At 56.9% G+C, this 18,026-nt stretch carries 15 protein-coding genes; 10 read left to right on the top strand and 5 right to left on the bottom strand.

Annotated features, from left to right (window positions below; genetic code table 11):
- Window positions 1-6 precede the first annotated feature (6 nt).
- From BN3911_RS00930 to BN3911_RS00900, 6 genes are all read left to right on the top strand, one after another.
- Window positions 7-1,473: a sensor histidine kinase gene (locus BN3911_RS00930; RefSeq protein ID WP_066860087.1), complete on the top strand. Its 1,467-nt coding sequence runs from the start codon at window positions 7-9 to the stop codon at window positions 1,471-1,473.
- Window positions 1,470-2,330 (top strand): hypothetical protein, encoded by an 861-nt coding sequence (locus BN3911_RS00925; RefSeq protein WP_066860084.1) that lies wholly within the window; start codon window positions 1,470-1,472, stop codon window positions 2,328-2,330. The genes BN3911_RS00930 and BN3911_RS00925 overlap by 4 nt, the downstream gene beginning before the upstream one ends.
- A gap of 77 nt (window positions 2,331-2,407) precedes the next feature.
- Window positions 2,408-3,181: a C39 family peptidase gene (locus tag BN3911_RS00920; RefSeq protein WP_082941993.1), complete on the top strand. Its 774-nt coding sequence runs from the start codon at window positions 2,408-2,410 to the stop codon at window positions 3,179-3,181.
- 201 nt (window positions 3,182-3,382) lie between these two features.
- Window positions 3,383-4,426 carry a nucleoside hydrolase gene (locus BN3911_RS00915; RefSeq protein WP_242871050.1) on the top strand — a complete coding sequence of 348 codons (1,044 nt, stop codon included), beginning with the start codon at window positions 3,383-3,385 and terminating at the stop codon, window positions 4,424-4,426.
- Window positions 4,427-4,580: 154 nt separating this feature from the next.
- Window positions 4,581-5,105 (top strand): ferritin family protein, encoded by a 525-nt coding sequence (locus BN3911_RS00910; RefSeq protein WP_066860081.1) that lies wholly within the window; start codon window positions 4,581-4,583, stop codon window positions 5,103-5,105.
- A 403-nt stretch (window positions 5,106-5,508) separates the two neighbouring features.
- Window positions 5,509-6,456, top strand: a complete 948-nt coding sequence (locus BN3911_RS00900; protein WP_066860075.1) for an L-lactate dehydrogenase — start codon at window positions 5,509-5,511, stop codon at window positions 6,454-6,456.
- An 81-nt stretch (window positions 6,457-6,537) separates the two neighbouring features.
- Here BN3911_RS00900 and BN3911_RS00895 read toward each other — a convergent pair whose 3' ends face one another.
- The 4 genes from BN3911_RS00895 to spoIIP all read right to left on the bottom strand — a co-directional run bounded on the left by BN3911_RS00895 (window position 6,538) and on the right by spoIIP (window position 10,064).
- Window positions 6,538-7,785, bottom strand: coding sequence for a murein hydrolase activator EnvC family protein (locus BN3911_RS00895; protein ID WP_066860072.1), 1,248 nt, complete (start codon window positions 7,783-7,785; stop codon window positions 6,538-6,540).
- Window positions 7,786-8,192: 407 nt separating this feature from the next.
- Window positions 8,193-8,555, bottom strand: a complete 363-nt coding sequence (locus tag BN3911_RS00885) for a hypothetical protein (protein WP_066860066.1) — start codon at window positions 8,553-8,555, stop codon at window positions 8,193-8,195.
- Between the two features lie 44 nt (window positions 8,556-8,599).
- Window positions 8,600-8,878: a hypothetical protein gene (locus BN3911_RS00880; RefSeq protein ID WP_066860063.1), complete on the bottom strand. Its 279-nt coding sequence runs from the start codon at window positions 8,876-8,878 to the stop codon at window positions 8,600-8,602.
- Between the two features lie 88 nt (window positions 8,879-8,966).
- The gene (gene spoIIP / locus BN3911_RS00875) at window positions 8,967-10,064 is read right to left on the bottom strand and encodes a stage II sporulation protein P (protein WP_066860061.1); all 1,098 of its coding nucleotides are present in this window, start codon (window positions 10,062-10,064) and stop codon (window positions 8,967-8,969) included.
- Window positions 10,065-10,204: 140 nt separating this feature from the next.
- On the opposite strand from spoIIP, the gene BN3911_RS00870 reads away from it, so the two are divergent.
- The 4 genes from BN3911_RS00870 (at window position 10,205) to rsmI (ending at window position 13,718) form a co-directional block, all read left to right on the top strand.
- The gene (locus BN3911_RS00870; protein ID WP_066860059.1) at window positions 10,205-11,551 is read left to right on the top strand and encodes a citrate/2-methylcitrate synthase; all 1,347 of its coding nucleotides are present in this window, start codon (window positions 10,205-10,207) and stop codon (window positions 11,549-11,551) included.
- A 212-nt stretch (window positions 11,552-11,763) separates the two neighbouring features.
- Window positions 11,764-11,934: a DUF362 domain-containing protein gene (locus tag BN3911_RS00865; RefSeq protein ID WP_066860056.1), complete on the top strand. Its 171-nt coding sequence runs from the start codon at window positions 11,764-11,766 to the stop codon at window positions 11,932-11,934.
- A 145-nt stretch (window positions 11,935-12,079) separates the two neighbouring features.
- Entirely contained in the window at window positions 12,080-12,856 is a 777-nt protein-coding gene (locus tag BN3911_RS00860) for a tRNA1(Val) (adenine(37)-N6)-methyltransferase (RefSeq protein WP_066860055.1), read from the top strand.
- A gap of 28 nt (window positions 12,857-12,884) precedes the next feature.
- A complete protein-coding gene (gene rsmI, locus BN3911_RS00855) occupies window positions 12,885-13,718 on the top strand; it encodes a 16S rRNA (cytidine(1402)-2'-O)-methyltransferase (RefSeq protein WP_242871049.1) in 834 nt (277 codons plus the stop codon).
- Window positions 13,719-13,841: 123 nt separating this feature from the next.
- Here rsmI and BN3911_RS16895 read toward each other — a convergent pair whose 3' ends face one another.
- Entirely contained in the window at window positions 13,842-17,960 is a 4,119-nt protein-coding gene (locus BN3911_RS16895; protein WP_082941991.1) for an S-layer homology domain-containing protein, read from the bottom strand.
- Window positions 17,961-18,026: the final 66 nt, after the last annotated feature.

Raw genomic sequence — 18,026 nt, 5'->3', positions numbered from 1 at the left:
ACCCCTATGAAGCTGTGGCACAAGGTATTTCTCTGCACGCTGGCCCTGGCGGTGCTGTCGGTTTTCTGCACCTCCCAGCTGCTGATCCAGCAGGAATTCAGCCGCACGGTATCTGCTGAAACGGACCGGTCCCTGACCGAGCACAGCTTCTTTTCCGCCGGCATTTTCAGCAAGCTAAATTATCGAAAAGCCGGCTCCGGCCAGCCTTTCCTGGGGGACGGCGAGGCGGAAAGCATTCTGGTGCAGGCCGCCGCAGACCAGGCGGGCGGCAAGGGCGGCATGGCGGTTTACAGGGACGGCGTCCGCATAGCCTCAGCCAACACCCCCATAGAACTGCGCTCCGGAAGCCTTTTGGAAAGCATGGAGCAAAAAACGCTTAACGGGGAGGAGTGCCGCACCGTCATTGAAAAAGACGGGGACCGGTATCATATCGTGACCGCCTCCCTCCTGCCCATCGAAGGCGAGGAATATGAGCTTTTTACCGTACGGGAGCTCACAGGGATCTACCGGGCCAGAGAGCAGGAAACCCGGTACGCCCAGGGCTTCCTGCTGCTCTTTTCCCTGGTGATGGCCGCGGTGCTGAGCCTGGTCATCCGCAGGCTGCTCTCCCCTCTGGGCAGGGTAAACCGGGGCATCGGCCAAATCGCCCGGGGGGAGTATGGCCTGCGCCTGCAGGAATCCGGCTCCCGGGAATTCCGGGAGCTCTCTCAGAACGTCAATACCATGGCCCGGTCCGTGGAGGAAAACGTGGAGCGCATCCAGGGGATCGCCGACAGCCGCAAACAGTTTATCGACAATCTGGCCCACGAGATGAAAACGCCCCTCACCTCCATTCTGGGCTTTGCCGACCTGCTGCGCATCAAGCGTACAGTCAGCGACAAGCAGCGCAGGGAGTATTCCGGGGTCGTCGTGGAAGAGGCCAAACGCCTGCAGACCCTTTCCGGCAAGCTGATGGAGCTGGCTGTCGCCAACCACGCCAAGCCGGATTATGCCGAGCTGGACGTAGACCTTCTATTTCGGGAGATGGGCTTGACCATGGCTCCCCTGCTGGCCCGCCGGGGCATCCGCCTGCTGTGGGAATCCTCGGGGGAAAAGCTGACCGCTGACCGGGAGCTGGTGAAATCCCTGCTCTACAACCTGGTGGACAATGCTGCCAAGGCCTCCAAAGAAGGGGAGGAAGTGCTCCTCTCCTGCGTGAAGGGAGAGGGCACGGTAATCCTCTCCGTGTCGGACTGGGGCATTGGAATGGATGAGAAGACGGTCCGGCGGGCTACGGAGGCCTTCTATATGGCTGACAAATCCCGTTCCCGCAAAAACGGCGGCGCGGGCCTGGGTCTGGCGCTGTGCGCCCGCATCGCAGAGATGCACGGCGCGCAGCTGCGCATCAAAAGCGCTCCGGGTCAGGGCACCACCGTGTTTCTGGCCTTTCCTGAGACGCCGCCCGCAGAACCGGAAGGAGGGGAAAGCACATGAGGCTGATCAAAAATGTACTGCCCTTCCTGCTGGCCCTCCTCATCGTTTCCGCTGGTTTTTTCGGCTCCGGCGCCGTCAGCCGGTTTCTTCCGGATTATACCGGCCAGGTATTTTCCGGCGTGAAGCAGGAGGGCATTCAAAATGCTTTTTTCTCCGGCTCCGGAAGCGAAGTCCTGGTGTACCCATGGAATTTGTTTGACCGTTCCTCCTGCCTCCTTCTGACAGAAGCCATGCAGCAGGACGCTGTCTCCGAGCCCTGTTTCTCCGCGGGCAAAATGCTTGCCGATTTTCTGGACAGGGCTGGGGATTCTCCGGCCCGTATCGACCGGGAAAACCGGATTCTGGTGGATCCCAAATCGGAGCTCCTCTACCTGCCGGAAACCAAAATTTCCGACCACTTCTCCGTCAGCATGGCCCTGGACAGCCGGTACATCTGCTATATCCACCAGAAGTCTCTGGACGGCTTCGGAGAAAGCGTCCCCGTGGAGAATCCCAGCGAAAAGCTGCGCTCCTATGTAGAGGAAGCCCGAAGCCTTCTAAAATACCGGGAATTCTCCCAGACCGAAGCATCCTCGCCGGAGGATGTTCCCATGGAAAAGCCGAATATCCTCCTGAACTACGTGGATGGGATGCTGTATCTGTACTCCGACTTCGGCTATGAATTTTCAGAGGAGGAGAACGCTTATCAGGTGATGTCCGAGTTGATCCAATATGCCGATTACACCACGCTTTCCCGGGAAGGGGAAACCCTCATCGCCTTTTCCCAAAACCGGCGCGGCGGCGTGGATTCCCTGGTGCTGTATTACCAGGAAAACCTGGACGCCATTACCGGGTTCAGCCTGCAGCTGGCAGACTGATTTTGCATTTCTTTTGCAACTCGATGGGGACTTTCTGCCCTTCTCCATGAGATACTGGAGAAAAGGGAGGGATTTCTATGACATCCTATGCAATCAAACGGACAAGGCGCCATGCGTGCGGGGGGAAGTGGAAGCTGCTGCTCCCTGCGGCCGCGCTGCTCTTGTTGGGCGCAGCCCTATTTCTTCTCAGCCGGCCTGCCTTGCTCCATTCTCCGGAAGATAACCGGAAGGGAGGACCGGATGCCATGACCGTGCTCGATGTGCCGTTTCTCAGCCAGCTGCCGGAATTCCCCACCGGCTGTGAAAGCGTTTCCGCCGTAATGGCGCTGCAATATTTGGGAATAGACCTCTCCCCAGGAGAGTTTGTGGACCGGTATCTTCCCCTGGGGGACGCCCCTCACCAGGGTGAAGACGGCGTCCTGACAGGCTGCGACCCTTCCGAGGCTTTCCCCGGGGATCCCCGGTCGGAATCCGGCTGGGGCTGCTTTGCCCCTGTGATTCTCTCTGCCCTGGAGCAAGCCTCACAGGGCAGGTATGAGACCAGGGACCTCACCGGGGAATCTCTGGAAACCCTTTGCAGCCAGTATCTTGCCGACGGTACCCCCGTCCTTGTGTGGGTCACCATTGATATGGCCCCCGCCTCTGAGGGGGATACCTGGCTGCTGGAAAGCTCCGGCGAGCCCTTTACCTGGATTGAGCCCCTGCACTGTGCCGTGCTGGTGGGTTGGGACGATACCAGCTATTATCTCAACGACCCCTTGGCCGAAAAGAACACCGCCTATCCGAGAGACGATGTGGAAACCGCCTACAAGGCCATGGGCTCTCAGGCCATCGCCCTGCTGCCCCAATAGGAAAACCCCTGCCTTGAAAACCAAGCCGCGGTTCCCAAGCATGCATTCTCCATTCCTTTTGTTCCCCGCATTTTCCCGCTTGACTTTTTCCAGGTTTCCGCTATGCTTATAGACAGGACGGAGGAGGCGGCAGGGGCGCTTGCGCTGCCGCGAACCGGCGTATAAAAGGAATTACAGAAGAAAGGAAGCCGCGCAGTTACGGTGCAGCCCTCCATCGGGAGCCTGCGCAGGCCTGCGCGCACGGACATTGTCATGGATCATCTCAACGACACCATCAGCCTGGTGATGGAACAGAAAAAACAGCTGCGGGAGCTTTTCTCCGCTCCCATCGACCTGCCGGCCCTGGTTCGGCGTCTGGAAAAGCCCAAGGGCCCGGTGGACGTGGTCATCGACACCGATGCCTACAATGAAATCGACGACCAGTACGCCATCTCCTATCTGGTCAAGAAATCGGACAAGCTGAAGCTGCAGGCCCTATATGCGGCCCCTTTTTTCAACGACAAATCCACCGGTCCAGAGGATGGCATGGAAAAAAGCTATCAGGAAATTTTGAAGCTGCTGAAACTCATGGGCCGCTCCGACCTGAGTGAAAAGGTATACCGCGGCTCCGTGCGGTATCTGCCCAGCGAAACGGAACCCGTACAGTCCGACGCGGCAAAGGACCTGGCGGAGCGGGCCATGGGCTACACCCCGGAAAAGCCCCTTTACGTGGTGGCCATCGGCGCTATCACCAACGTGGCCTCCGCCCTGCTGCTGAACCCGGAAATCCGGGACCGCATCGTGGTGGTCTGGCTGGGCGGCAACGCCCACGAGTGGGAGCACTGCATCGAGTTTAACCTCATCCAGGACGTGGCCGCGGCACGGGTGCTCTTCGGCTGCGGGGCCGCCGTGGTACAGCTGCCCTGTATGGGCGTGGTCTCCACCTTCACGGTGAGCGGGCCGGAGCTGGAAAAATGGTTCCAGGGAAAAAATGAGCTGTGCGATTACCTGTGCAGTTACAGCTGCTCGGAGGGAGAGCGGGAGAGCCGCTATAAGAACAATTGGACCCGGGTGATCTGGGATGTGACCACCGTAGGCTGGCTGGCGGACGGAGACTTTATGAACGATTGTCTCAAGCCCAGCCCCATCCCCGAATATGACGGTTATTACGCCTTCAGCAGCAGCCGTCACCCCATCCGGTACGTCAACAGCATCCACCGGGACGCCCTCATTGCCGACCTGGTCAAAACGCTGACAGAGGCATAATTTATTGGGAACGCAGGGGGGCAGGTCACTGCCCCTCTACTTATTTTCCGGCCGCTTCTCTTTTCGAGGGCCTTTCCCGGGAGAGAAATCAGTCATAAGCAGTCCGCCTCCCGCATACTGTGAAACAGACCATAAACGGGATGGGGGAACACAAGTGGAACTCAAACTGCCGGTTTCAGACGCGGCGCCGTATCCGGCCCTGCGGATTCAGGGGCCCAGCCCCGTGTGCGTGCAGGCTATGCTGGAGAATATCGGAAGCTGCCATTCGGAAATGACGGCCATTGCCCTGTATCTGTACGACAGCGTTCTCACCCGGGAGCGCTGGCCCAAGATTGCTGAATATTTTCATCATATCATGATCGTGGAAATGCGCCATTTGGAACTGTTCTGCCAGGCTGCTCAGCTTCTGGGGGCAGACCCCCGGCTCTGGAGCAATGCCGGCGGGGCCTCCTATTGGAACGCCTCCTGCTGCTCTTACCGGAAGGACCTGCCCGCGCTGCTGAATGCGGCCGCGGCAGGAGAATCGCAGACCATCGCCCAGTACCGCCGCCAGGCGGAACAGCTGCCCGACCCGAATATCTGCGAACTGTTAAAAAGAATTCTCCTCGACGAGGAAAAACATCTCGTCATTTTTCGCCGGCTGTACCAGGAATACTGCGGGCCAGGACGGCAAAACTAAAAAAGGAAGGACCCAGGTGGACGCCCTCTCCGCCCGGGCCCTTCCTTTTTTGGGAATTCTGCCCATTTCAGAAACCGGCAGAACGGCTTTTCAGCCGGGTTGGACTGCCACAGCCTGTTTGCCCAGCTCCGCACGGGCATTCTCCATTACACTTTTCCGGTATTGCAGCGCCATTACGGCGCAACGCTCTCACAGCCGGTTGAATCTTTGACGCGCCGTCTATCTCCCCGCGTGTCAGATATCCAACCGGCGCCGCTCACCGCGGTGAATTGGTTGATAAAGGCCGCGTTTGGAGCATAAACCGTCGCGTATGCCGCTCCGGCATACACATTTTCCCGCGAAAACCGGTGATGATGACACCCAATAACTTCTTTCCTACATACTCTGAAAGGGATGTGGCAAGATGACAATTCACAAAAGTAAGGTTGCAGTAGCCGGCTGCGGGCTGGTCGGTTCCTCCATCGCCTTCAGCCTGCTGGTACAAGGCCTGTGCGACGAGCTTCTGCTGCTGGACAGCAACCGGGAAAAGGCGCTGGGAGAAGCCATGGATTTAAAGGACTGCATTGGTTATCTCGGCAGGAATACCCGCGTCCGGGTTGGAAACTACGAGGATTGTGGGGATGCCGACGTCGTATTGATCGCCGCCGGGCCGCCTCCCCGGCCCGGGCAGACCCGGCTTGACACGCTGGACGCCTCCGTGGCGGTGGCCCGGGCCATCGTGGAGCCCATCCGAAAGAGCGGCTTTGACGGGATCTTCCTGATCGTCTCCAACCCGGTGGATGTGATCTCCCATTATGTGCTCCGCCTTTCCGGTTTTCCGAAAACCCGGGTGATCGGTTCCGGCACCGCGCTGGATTCCTCCCGGCTTCAAAACCTTCTGGGCGGCATCCTCCGGGTGGATCCCCGCAGCGTCCATGCGCTGGCCATGGGAGAACATGGGGATTCCCAGATGATTCCCTGGTCCTGTGTCACCGTCTCCGGCAAGCCTATTGCGGGTCTGCTGGCCGGCGGCGGGGAACTGCAGGGACTCGCCGAAAAAACTGCCCGCAGGGGGTTCGAGATTCTTAACCGCAAGGGAGCCACCTGCTATGGGATTGCCGCAGCCGCCACTGGCATTCTCAAGGCGGTGCTGCAGGATGAAAACAGAATTCTCCCCGTATCCACTTTGTTGGAAGGGGAGTACGGGGAGAATAATGTCTTTTGCGGCGTACCCGCCATTTTGAACCGGACCGGCGTGGCCGACGTGCTGGAGCTGGGCCTGACAGCGGAAGAACTTTCCCTCTTCCGCGCCTCCGCGGCTGTTATCCGGGATACCTCGGAAAAGCTGTTTGCAAGGGAAAACCTGCTCTGACGCGGCGCCTGCCGGATTCCCTGCCGTGCCTGAATTGAAAAAAATCCCCCAGCAGGCCGCCGGGGGAAACTTTATGCTGTTTTAAAGGAAGTTCATGGGGTCAACGCGGCTGCCGTTCTCATACACCTCGAAGTGCAGGTGGGGGCCGGTCACATTGCCGGTATCTCCCTCATAGCCGATCAGCTGGCCCTGCTGCACCGCCTGCCCCGTGGATACCACCATGGAGCTCATATGGGCATACCGGGTGGTATAGGTGCCGTTGTGATAGATGAGCACATAATAGCCCCAGGAATCTCCCCAGCTGTCATAGTTGTTGGCCTCGATGACCGTGCCGGACTCCGCCGCCACAATTGGGGTCCCGTAGGGACCCGCGATGTCCATACCCCGGTGGCCCGCGTAGCCTCCGTAATAACAGGAGACATAGCTCACGCCGGGCAGGGGCCAAATGGGATTGAAGCCGTCCACCCCGCCGCCCCCGGTGGGATAGTCGAACTCGCCGTCGCCGATGGTGCCGCTGGAGCCGCCGTCCCCGGAGCTGCCGTTCTGCTGCGCCGCCTGCTGCTGGCGCAGGGCCTCTTCCTCCGCGGCTTTCTGCGCCGCGATCAGCTGCTCAATCTCTGCTATCTTCGCAGCGCCCTGTTCCTCGTTCTGGGCGATGGTGGCCTCCATTTCACTCTGGGTGTTCTGGTTTTCCGCCAGGGCGGCCGCGTTCTCGTCATAGAGTCCGGCCAGCTCTTCCTGCTTGCTTTCCAGGGTTTTCTTTTCCTCGGCCACTTCCTTCTTCTTGGCCTCGCATTCCTCACGCTTATCCTGGGTCTTTTCCATAAAATCGGTAAGCTCGTCCATGAGCTTCTGATCCTTCTCGCTCATGCTCTGAATGGCCTGGGAACGCATGTTAAAATCCGTAAAGCTGGTGGAATCCAGCAGGATTTCCAGCGTACCCACATTGCCCGCCGTATACAAGGCCTTCAGCCTCTGCTTGAACAGCTCCAAGGTATTCTCGATTTCCTTTTGAGAATCCTGAATCTGCTGGGTCAGCTCCGTGATGCTGGCGTCCAGCTCTTCTATGTTCTTCCGGGTGGTGTCAATCTGGGTTTTCACCACATCAATCTTCTCGCTGAGCGTTTCCTGATACGCTTCCTTCTGGGCCTCGTCCTCTTTCAGGTCTTCCAGCTTGGACTGCAGCTCCTGGTTTTCCTGCTCCAGCTGCTGCTGCTCCGCCTTGAGCTCGTCCACGGTTTTCGCAATCGCGCCGCCCGGCATTGCAATCAGCATACAGGCCGCCATCGCAGCCGATGCTAAACGTTTTTTCCATATACTGTTTCTCATAGAGCTTTTTCCTCCTCGAAAATTAAGAAAGTGAAGCCATAGAGCCTTCTGTACTTGACATAAATTTCTTAAAGGATTGTAACCTATTTTGTCCGCGTTTTTTTTCTTTTTTAGAATTTATATGTAAATATTATTTGAAAATAGGGCCATTTCCTCACAAGACTACTAGATATGGCGTGCTCTGTCAAACTTTAAATAATTTTTATTTTCCTTCTGGTTCCGGCAGGTTTCCCGTGTTTTCTCCGCAGCGGAAAACACTGTCCGCTGATTAAAAAACCGCTCTCTTTCATGGGAAACGGCAGAACCGGCCCTTTCCCTCTTTTGGAAAGACAGACGCCACTTCACCTGAAACAAAGCTGAAGGGCGCGGCAGGAGCCGCGCCCTTCAGCTTCAGGATCTTCACGAATTTAATACCTGCGTTCCACACGGTTCCGGTAAGCCGTACCGGGATAATGGGAACAGGAATAGCGGGCAGACCGCTTCACCACGCCGGAGGTATGGGCCGCACGGCGCTTACGGCGGGGTTTTCCGCTTAAAACCACGGTGAGGGCCACCCCCAAAAAGCCAAGCCCGACCAGGCACCAGCCCAAAATACCAATCATCCGGATACCAAGCTCGTCCCGCACCGGGGCTGCAGCGGCCTCTGCCGCGGCCTGCTCCTGCAGGACAGTATCAGAAGCCGAATAGGTCACGCCGACGCTGGCGCACCAAAGCACCAGGAACGCGGCGGCAAGCAGCAGCACCCAACAGCGGAAATATTGGGTTTTCACGCGGCGACTCCCCCTTTATATGGTATCCAAAGACATTATAGCGTCTAGCTATGGGGAAGGCAACCGAATTCACAAATAAATTTCAACATTTTGTCGAAAGCTGTAACATCCAGTTCAGTCTCTTTTCCCATGAGCTTAATTTTCAGGTCCGCTGTCCCGTCCTGATGCTCCACCACCTGAAAGGGCGGCTGGTCGTCCCCGAAGCTCAGCTTCCTTCCCTGGTAGTCGACCAGCACAAATCCGATTCCCAAGATAAAAAGACAGAGCGCGGCTGCAAAGGAGAAAAAAAAGACGCGCCATGCTCCACGATTCTGCCGTTTCATCCAGTCCCGTCCTTTCCGTCCTTTTGCTTTTATCCTTCCCCCAATCCATCTTTCTTAAACCCACATTCAAAATTTGACAAATTCCAAATCACTGTTTTTTCAGGGTTTTTGCTAAAATTTCCCCCACCAGTTTCCCCGAATATCTGGCTTCCGACGCCGTATTCACCTCGGTGCCCACCTCTACCAGCAAAGAGCCCTTGGTGGCGTTCATATTATATTTGCTGTCGGAAAAATCCAGAGGCCTCACAAGCTCCGGATAGAGCTCCGATGCTGTCTGCTGTACCCGCAGCGCCAGGTGCAGGTTGTCGCGCCAATCGGGAAAATCCCCCCAATCCCCGTTGGCGTCGCTGCCTGCCAAAAACATGATCTGCGCCGCTTTCCGTCCGTTTATCACGGCGGTGGGCTTGTATTTGACCCCTTCCTCCGTGGTCATAGAATCCCGGTGCACGTCAATGGTTACCTGTATTCCCGGATATTTCTCCAGATTGTTCTGCAGCACCTCCCAGGAGCGGGAGTAGGAGCCGTTGTACAGGGCGTCGTTCACCGTGGTGTCGTGCACCACCCCAATTCCCTCCGCTTCCAGCGCCTTTTTGATCTCCTCACCCACCGCCACCACGCTTCTGTCCTGATTCTGGGTGCGGGTTTCCATATCCGTATAATAGAAACCCGTAAACTGGGGCATATAAGCTTCCGAGGTATGCGTATGATAGATGAGCACTTCCACCTCCCCGTTGGACTTCAGAGACACAGCGGGGTCCTGTTTCAGCTCTTCCGTCAAATTGACGCCGGAACCAGAGGTATCCTTGACAAAAAAGTTGCCCACCTGCTCCCCGCCGTCAATCAGAATCTCCTCCACGGTGTTGGAAGCGCGCCCTGGATCCGGGGTGGCGCTGACGCCGGGCAGTTCCTCTCCGTGGAAAGGTACAATCCCATCGTCAGGCAGGCCCAGGTCCGTCTCCTCCGCCTCGACCTGAGATCTGGCCGTTTCCTTTGCGGAGGGCGGGGCCTGGGGCCTCCCCTCCGCTTTTTCGGTTTCCTCCACCCGCATTCCCGCGGCCAGCAAAAGCGCGTCTGTACCCTCTTCTCTGGCCCAGCTCTGAAACCTTACGGCAGCGCACCAGACGCAGACGAAGACGGAGAGAAGTATGGCAAACGCTTTGGAAAATTGGAGCAATTTTTTCTGCATGGGGAAGTTCCTTTCCAAAAAAATTCATAATTTAAACTTGATTTCAATTTAAAACTTTAGTATAATGAAGTTTATTATTTAAAAAAAGTAGGAGTCCGGCGGGGAAGCCGGACAAAAATGTGATGAAAGGAGTTTTATGAATGTCTATCTATTCGGAAATCAGACCGGAGGTGCTCCAGCTGTCTGAGCTCAGCCTGAAGAGCAGCGCCATCGACCCCGAACTGTATCAAAAGTACGACGTGAAGCGCGGCCTGCGCGATTTGAACGGCAAAGGCGTTCTGACAGGACTGACGAACATTTCCGAAATTGTTTCCAGCAAAATGGTGGACGGAAAGAGTGTCCCCTGCGAGGGGGAGCTCTATTACCGGGGTTATAATGTGGAAGACCTGATCCGCCGCCAGCCCAAGGACGACAATTTCGGGTTCGAACGAACCGCCTACCTGCTGTTATTCGGGGACCTGCCTGAGGAGAGCAGCTTCAGGGAATTCTGTGAACTCCTTTCCTTCTACCGTACTCTTCCCACCAGCTTTGTGCGGGATATCATTATGAAAGCGCCCAGCAGCGACATGATGAACACCCTGGCGAGGAGCGTGCTCACCCTCTATTCTTATGACGAAGCGGCGGAAGATATTTCAGTGCCCAACGTTCTGCGCCAGTGCATCCAGCTCATCGCCCTGTTCCCGCTGCTTTCTGTTTACGGATACCAGGCCTACCGCCATTACCACGACGGCCAGAGCCTGTTCATCCACCAGCCGGATCCCAAGCTCTCCACCGCGGAAAATATCCTCCGCATCCTCAGGCCAGACTGCCAGTATACCGCATTGGAGGCCAAGGTTTTGGACATCGCCCTGATGCTTCACGCGGATCACGGCGGCGGCAACAACTCCACTTTTACCACCCACGTGGTCACCTCCTCCGGCACCGATACATACTCTGCCATTGCGGCGGCCCTGGGCTCTTTGAAGGGACCCAAGCACGGCGGCGCCAACATCAAGGTGGTGCGCATGTTCGAGGAGATCAAGCGCGAGGTGAAGGATTGGAACGACGACGGGGAGATCACCGCCTATCTGCAGAAGCTCCTGAGCAAGGAGGCCTTTGACAAGGCCGGCCTCATTTACGGCATCGGCCATGCTGTCTACTCCATCTCCGACCCCCGCGCCAAGATCATGGCCCGGTTTGTGGAGGGGCTTTCCAAAGAAAAGGGCCGCACCGAGGAGTTCCAGCTCTATTCCAATGTGGAGCGCCTTGCGGTAAAGCTCATCACGGAAAAGCGGAAGATTTACAAGGGCGTTTCCGCCAATGTGGACTTCTACAGCGGCTTTATTTACAGCATGCTGGATCTGCCCATGGAGCTTTATACCCCCATCTTCGCCATTTCCCGAATCGCCGGATGGAGCGCCCACCGCATCGAGGAGCTGGTAGGCGGCGGCAAGATCATCCGCCCGGCCTATATGGCCGTGCAGCCCCACCGCAGCCTGGAGGAGTAATCACTTTCCTGGGGCGGCGCTGTCTCCGGACAGGAAGCCGGATGCTGGGGAATATCTTGCAGGAAGCCTTCCAAAGCTCTCTTCCTCCCGGTTCTGCAGGCTTTCCAATATCTGGCCGAACGGTGCAGAAACTTCCATAAGGAAAAGAAAGTATTGCTTTTTTGATAGTTTGTGATAGAATAAACATGTAAAATTAATAGGAGGTGTTCCCCATGCCTTATGTAATCAATGATGACTGCATTGCCTGCGGCGCTTGCGCCAGCGACTGCCCCGTCGGAGCCATTTCCGAGGGCGACGGCAAATATGTGATCGACCCCGATACCTGCATCGACTGCGGCGCCTGCGCCGGAACTTGCCCGGTTGGAGCTCCTCAGGAGGGCTGATCGGTTTTCGGGCCTGATACAATATCAGAAAAGCGGAGCCTGGGGAACAATTTTTTCCCAGGCTCTTCTTTTTGTTTTGCTGCCCCGCCCGGGGGCGGCTTTCCGGCAGAGGCTTGCCTGCCGGTTCGGGAAAGGAGCATCTTTCATGACAGGCAAAAACTGCTTTCCGGGTATCCCCGGCGCACGGTGGGAGCCGCTTTCCAGCGCCTGCCGGGCGCTGGTCACCCGGGAACACAGCTTCACGACGGACACGCTGCTGCTGGCGGATTTCTCTCTCCCCAGACGGGGTGAAGTCTGCGCCGACCTGGGCACTGGCTGCGGCGCCATTCCCCTGCTGTGGCGGGAGAGGGCGCAGCCCCAAAAAATTTATGCTGTGGAAATCCAGGAGGAGGCCGCGAGGCTTGCCCGTACCGCGGTGGAGGCGAACGGCTTTTCAGACAGGATCGAAGTGATTCTGGGGGATGCAGGAAACCCGAAGGCCCTCTTCCGGAACCAGTCCCTGGACCTGGTGGCATGCAATCCCCCCTATCAGGCGGCGGGCACAGGCCCCCAGGGCGCAGAGGAAAGCAGGAGTACGGCGCGCCACGAGCTTCGCTTTTCTTTGGAACAGCTTGCCGGTACCGCCCGATTCGCCCTGCGCTTCGGCGGCAGGCTCTGCCTCTGCCTGCGCCCGGAGCGGCTGGCGGAGGCCCTGTCCCTGTTTCGGAGCTTCGGGCTGGAACCCAAGCGGCTGCGGCTGGTGCAGCAGAGGAAGGATAGGCCCCCCTCTCTGTTCCTGCTGGAATGCCGCAGCGGCGGCAAAACCGGGCTTGCCGTAGAGCCGGTGCTGCTGCTGGAACAGGACGGCGGGGGATATTCCGAAGCGCTGGAAAAAATATATGGAGATTACAGGGCGAATGCGGGCTGGAAGAACCGCTCCTGATCAAAGCTCCCCGAAAGGAAGGATACACGTGTTGGAAAAAGGCGCCCTCTATGTGGTGGGAACGCCCATCGGCAATCTGGGGGACTTTTCCCCCCGGGCACGGGAAACCCTGGAGGAGGCCGACTTTATTGCGGCGGAGGACACCAGAGTCACTTTAAAGCTCCTCAGCCGCTTTGGCATCAAGAAATCCATGGTGAGCTATTTTGAGCACAATAAGGAGGAGCGGGGGGAGCTGATCCTTGGCCGCCTGCGGGCCGGGGAAACATGCGCGCTGGTGTCGGACGCGGGCATGCCCGCCATCTCCGATCCGGGCGAGGCGCTGGTGGCATCCTGCGCAGCGGAAAATATTCCGGTTTACGTGGTTCCAGGCCCCACGGCGGTGATCTCTGCGCTGGCGGTAAGCGGCCTGCCCACCGGCCGGTTCACCTTTGAAGGCTTTCTCAGCATGAACAAGCGAAGCCGCCGGGAACATCTTCTCTCCGTATCCCAGGAAACCCGCACCATGGTCTTTTACGAAGCCCCCCATAAGCTGCGCAGAACCCTGAATGATTTTGAAAGCGTCTTCGGCGGCGAACGAAGGCTCGCAGTGGTGCGCGAGCTGACCAAAATCCACGAGGAGGTCTGGCGCACCACCCTGCGGGAGGCCGCCGCCCATTACCGGCAGCATGAACCCAAGGGGGAATTCGTGCTGGTGGTGGAAGGCGCCAAACCGAAGGAAACCCGGGAGGAATACACTCTGGAGGAAGCCGCAGAGCTGGCCAGGGATTTCCTGCAGGACGGCGTCTCAGCCAGCGAGGCCGCCAGGGAAGCGGCGAAGGTGTCGGGCTTGAAGAAAGGGGACATCTACCGCCTGCTGGGATAACGAGGGGACGCCGCATCCATCCGCCGGAAACCGGGCGCGTTGGTCGCGGCGCTTTTCTCAATAAATGCAGGGACGCAGACGGTCAAGTCGTCTGCGTCCCTGTTCTGTAAAAATTTACTTTGTTTATTTTGCCAGCATGTTCTTAAGCATCTGTGCGGCCTCTGCCCGTGTGGCGGTGCCGGCGGGGCGAAGGGTGCCGTCTCCGTTTCCGTTGATCACACGGTTCCCCACAGCCCAGCGCATGTACTCTACCGCCCAGGAGCCGACTTTGTCCCCGTCGGTAAAGGCGGAAAGGTCGCCGCTTCCGGAATCTTCCATGCCCTTGTACTGGGCATACCGGCAGAGGATGGCCGCAAACTCTTCCCTGGTGATGGAGCTGTCGGGCCGGAAAATGTTGTTGCCGAAGCCGTTGACAATCCCGTTTTCCGCGCCCCAGGCAATGGCTTCATTATAATAAGCGCTGTCCGCCACGTCGGTAAAGGGATTGGGGGCGGCAGCCGGTTCCTTTTCCAGACGGTGGAGGATTGTCACAGCCATCCCCCGGGTCAGCTTCGTCTCCGGGGAAAAGCTTGTCTCGCCTGTGCCCAGCATCATGCCGTTTTCATAAACATATTGCACCGCCTCGTGATACCAGGCGTTTGCCGCCACGTCGGCAAAGGGCAGTTCTCCGGCTTTACCAAAGGATACCCCAATGGCGACGGGGGATTCGGGCATGGTGAAGGCGTACCGGCCGTTGCCCAGGTCCGAAAGGCTGAGCTCGCTGCCGTCCTGGGCGGTGACGGTAAGCCCGGACAGCGCATAGCCTTCGTCGGGCTTCACAGTGATGGTGACCGTGCTGCCGGGGCTGGCGGAGGTATCGGAAACGGTGATGATTCCGTTTTCAGGGTCAGCCGGCACGATGACGTCATAAGCCATGGAACCGCCGCCGCTGGAGGGCGTATAGAACACGGGGGTGGCGGTGATTGAGGTGCCGCTCAGCCGCAATGCGTTCAGCTCAGAGAGCAGGGCTTCCGTAAGGGTTTGATAGACGGTATCGCCCAGTGCTGTAAATTTCCAACCTCTGAACTTCTGGCCGGAGGGCGCTTCCGCCTCCGGCAGGGCCTTGCCCACGTCCGCCGGAGTGTAAGTTACAGCGCTGTCCAATGCTCCTCCGTCCTTATCGGTAAACTGGACGCTGGCGGTGCGCTCGTCCACCTTGAACAGGAAGGGGCTGAAGCCGTTGGTGGTGAAGGTGGCGATGTAAATCTTTTCGGTTGTCCCCGTAGCAGATTCTTGCTCAGCCTCTGTTACAGTGGGCTTGTAGGTTTCGGTTGTACCGTCCTTCTTTGTATGGACGACGTACAAGTTGGCTGCATCTGTCCCGCTGATAAAGCCCTTGGGGAGTTGGAAGCTGATGGTCACCCGGGTGTTCCTGTCCACCGGGAGATCTTTTTCTTCTTCCACGACAGCCGCGTTCTTTGTCTCACCTGTACCGGGATTTGTGATAAGCGGTGCATCAACAGAGGTTTCGGCCTTCACCACAAGAAGGTTGTACTTGGGGGTGATTTCCACTTGCAGGGTCTTTTCCGCCTCTGTCGCGCTATAGCTCTCAGCCTTAATCTCCATGTAGGGCTGCACCACCAGCTTGATGTCTGCGGCGGCGGGGCCACTACCTTCAGTTCCCGTAACCTGGAGTTCCTCTTTTGCTTTTGTGAGTGCTGTTTCTGCCATTTCCTTTGTCACAGCGTTGCTGTCAGAGGCAACGCTGCCCGCAGCGGCGTCAAGGCCGGAAGAGGTGGCGTTCTCTATTGCTGTTTGGACATCAATTTGAGAGCCTTCTGGAATCTTAGTTACATCCACGGCAGGCGCGGCGTCCGGCGCAGGCGCTACTTCTGTTTCGCCCACCTTCACTTGGTTTGTTACCATGTAGGTGTAACCTTTTTCCGTACTTGCGGCCACCATCTTGTCCTTGGCGAGATACGCGCCGGGGTTGAACGTGAAATGTCCGCCGGAGATGAATTTCTCCCCGTGTTTCGAGCTTACAGCGCCGGCTTTTCCTGAGAAAGCGCCGCCCAAGACTTCGAACGTGCCGCCTACTTTTAACGCATTTCCTTGGTTTGCCGCTGTATCGCTCTCATAAAGAGCATAGCCGTTCAACGAGGTAAAGGTACCGCCTTCAACAGTCAGTTCCACATTTCTCGCATAACTATTGTTGTTGGTGATGCTGATCGCCGCGCCGGTGGATTCGGTGCCGTTATTGAAGGCCTCCGCCGGATCAATGAAAGGCCCGTCAGCGGTAAAGGTACCGCCCTTGATGGTAAACTTGCCGGATTTAATACTCAGCACATCATTGCCGGAGAGCTTTGCGCCGTCCTCAATCTCCCATTCTGCATAACCGGCCGCATAGACCCCGGCAGACGCGGCTTTGTTATTGTTCTGGCTGTCACCGCGTTCACTGGTGATCTCAGCGGTAGAGGCAATGGTGATCTTTGGAACATTGCCTTCAGTCGCGTTGATAGTCCCGTTCACACTGATACTGGGGGAGCCGTATCCACCAGCGTCCTTTTTCCCGTGGATGGTCCCGTTTATCGTGACAACGGTACCATAGGACGTATTATTCCCGTTCTTATCCAGCAGAACCCCGCTGTAGCCCTCAAGAACAACATTCTCTCCCACAGTCAACACGGAATACTCGCTGGCACTGGTTTCATTAGAGCCAACCATCGTGATGACAGCGGTATAGGGCACCTGCTCATATATTTTGCCGGAGCCTGTCACATTCAATGCGCCATTCTCGACTATAAAATAGCTGTTTTCTGCAAAGCCTATTTCATGCCCTGCCAGATCCAGAGTGATCTTCCTGCCGTTGTTCACGACAATTGCCGGGTTATCCGTGGTCGTCTCCAGCAGCGTTACCGTCTCGCCGTCCTTTGCGGCGGCGGTGGCGGCGGCCAGGGTGGCGTAATACTTCTCATTGATCCTGGCGGCGGCATTGTCCGCACTCAGATTGACAACAGTGTAGTTTCCATCTCCATCACGCACCACGGTGTACCCTTCGGCGCACCACGCCGGGTCTAATTCAATGAAGAAAGTACCGCTGATGATACCAGTACTCTTGGGTACTGAAAATGTTTGTACCGCAGTGGAAAGCTCTTTTCCATCCCAATAATTGTTTTCCAGAGAGATCGCACCAGGAGGCAATGTTCCAGCCTTGATGAGTTCCCCTGCAGTATCGCCAGAGCCTACCATAACGTTGTTGTTGATGAGAATGGATGTCACATCACTGCCCATATCCCCAAAACGGATGGCTCGATCTTGCGCGTTTTTGAGCACATTCTCTTGAATCAGGACGGCGCCCTTAACGGGGTTGCTGGTGGAACTTTGAACCGCGATGGAGTTGTGCCTGGTATTTTCGATCACGCAGTTCTCCACTGTCAAGCCGTCCACGCCCTGAATATAGACGCCCTGATAATAATTCTTAATGGAGCAGTTCTTGACCGTGATGTTCGTGAAATACCTGCTGTCCGCCCCCGTTTTTACGGCAGCAAATGTAGCTGTGTCCATTTTACTTGCATCGCCAGTAAATGTGCAGCCATCAAAGGTAATACCAGAAACCACAGCCTCCATGGATTGATTCCCGGAATAATTCTGGAGGAACACCTGCCCGCTGATTGTCAGACCCTGGAAGGTGATGTTCTTCAGGCTGGAGTAAGCGTGGTAGCTCCTGTTCGTATCGACGATCTCCATATCCCGCACATGGTCATAGGCGGGAGCGCCATTCTGTCCATACACATGACCGGAGCTGTAAGAAAATCCAGGCAGAACAACCCCTTCCTCTGCGGTAAAGGTCACGTTTTCCACTTTGCGGTTATAGTAACAAATTGTGCTCGTGAGTTGCTCCCAGTCAATATTCGGTTTAACTGGTTCCCAGCCTTTCTCTGAGGTCCACTCGCCGTTGTAATATTCTGTGTTGCTGCCCACAAACTTGGTAGGACGAGCCAGTACCAGCACATCGGTATAGTCGCCGCCGCTGAAACAGATCGTTTTCCCATCAATAGAGCCATAAGCTCCATCCAGGGTGTACTGTGCGTTTTCGGGGGTCACCGTAATCACATCGCCAGTCACGGCCGGTGCGGCGGGAAGAGCGGCATTCCCGTATCCGGTCTCTTGCGACACGTTTCCCTCCACTGCCATTGCGGTTACCGGCAGGAGGGACAAGACCATGCATAGTGTCAACAGCAGGGCCAACAGTTTTTTTCTCATCTTCTTTCCTCCATTTCTTCCAAAAGACAAAATCGTTATTTTGTCAAGAAGTATGTGACAAGTATT

The organism is Neglectibacter timonensis (assembly GCF_900048895.1).
Classification (GTDB): domain Bacteria; phylum Bacillota; class Clostridia; order Oscillospirales; family Acutalibacteraceae; genus Acutalibacter; species Acutalibacter timonensis.
This window is presented reverse-complemented; position numbering and strand designations above follow the sequence as displayed.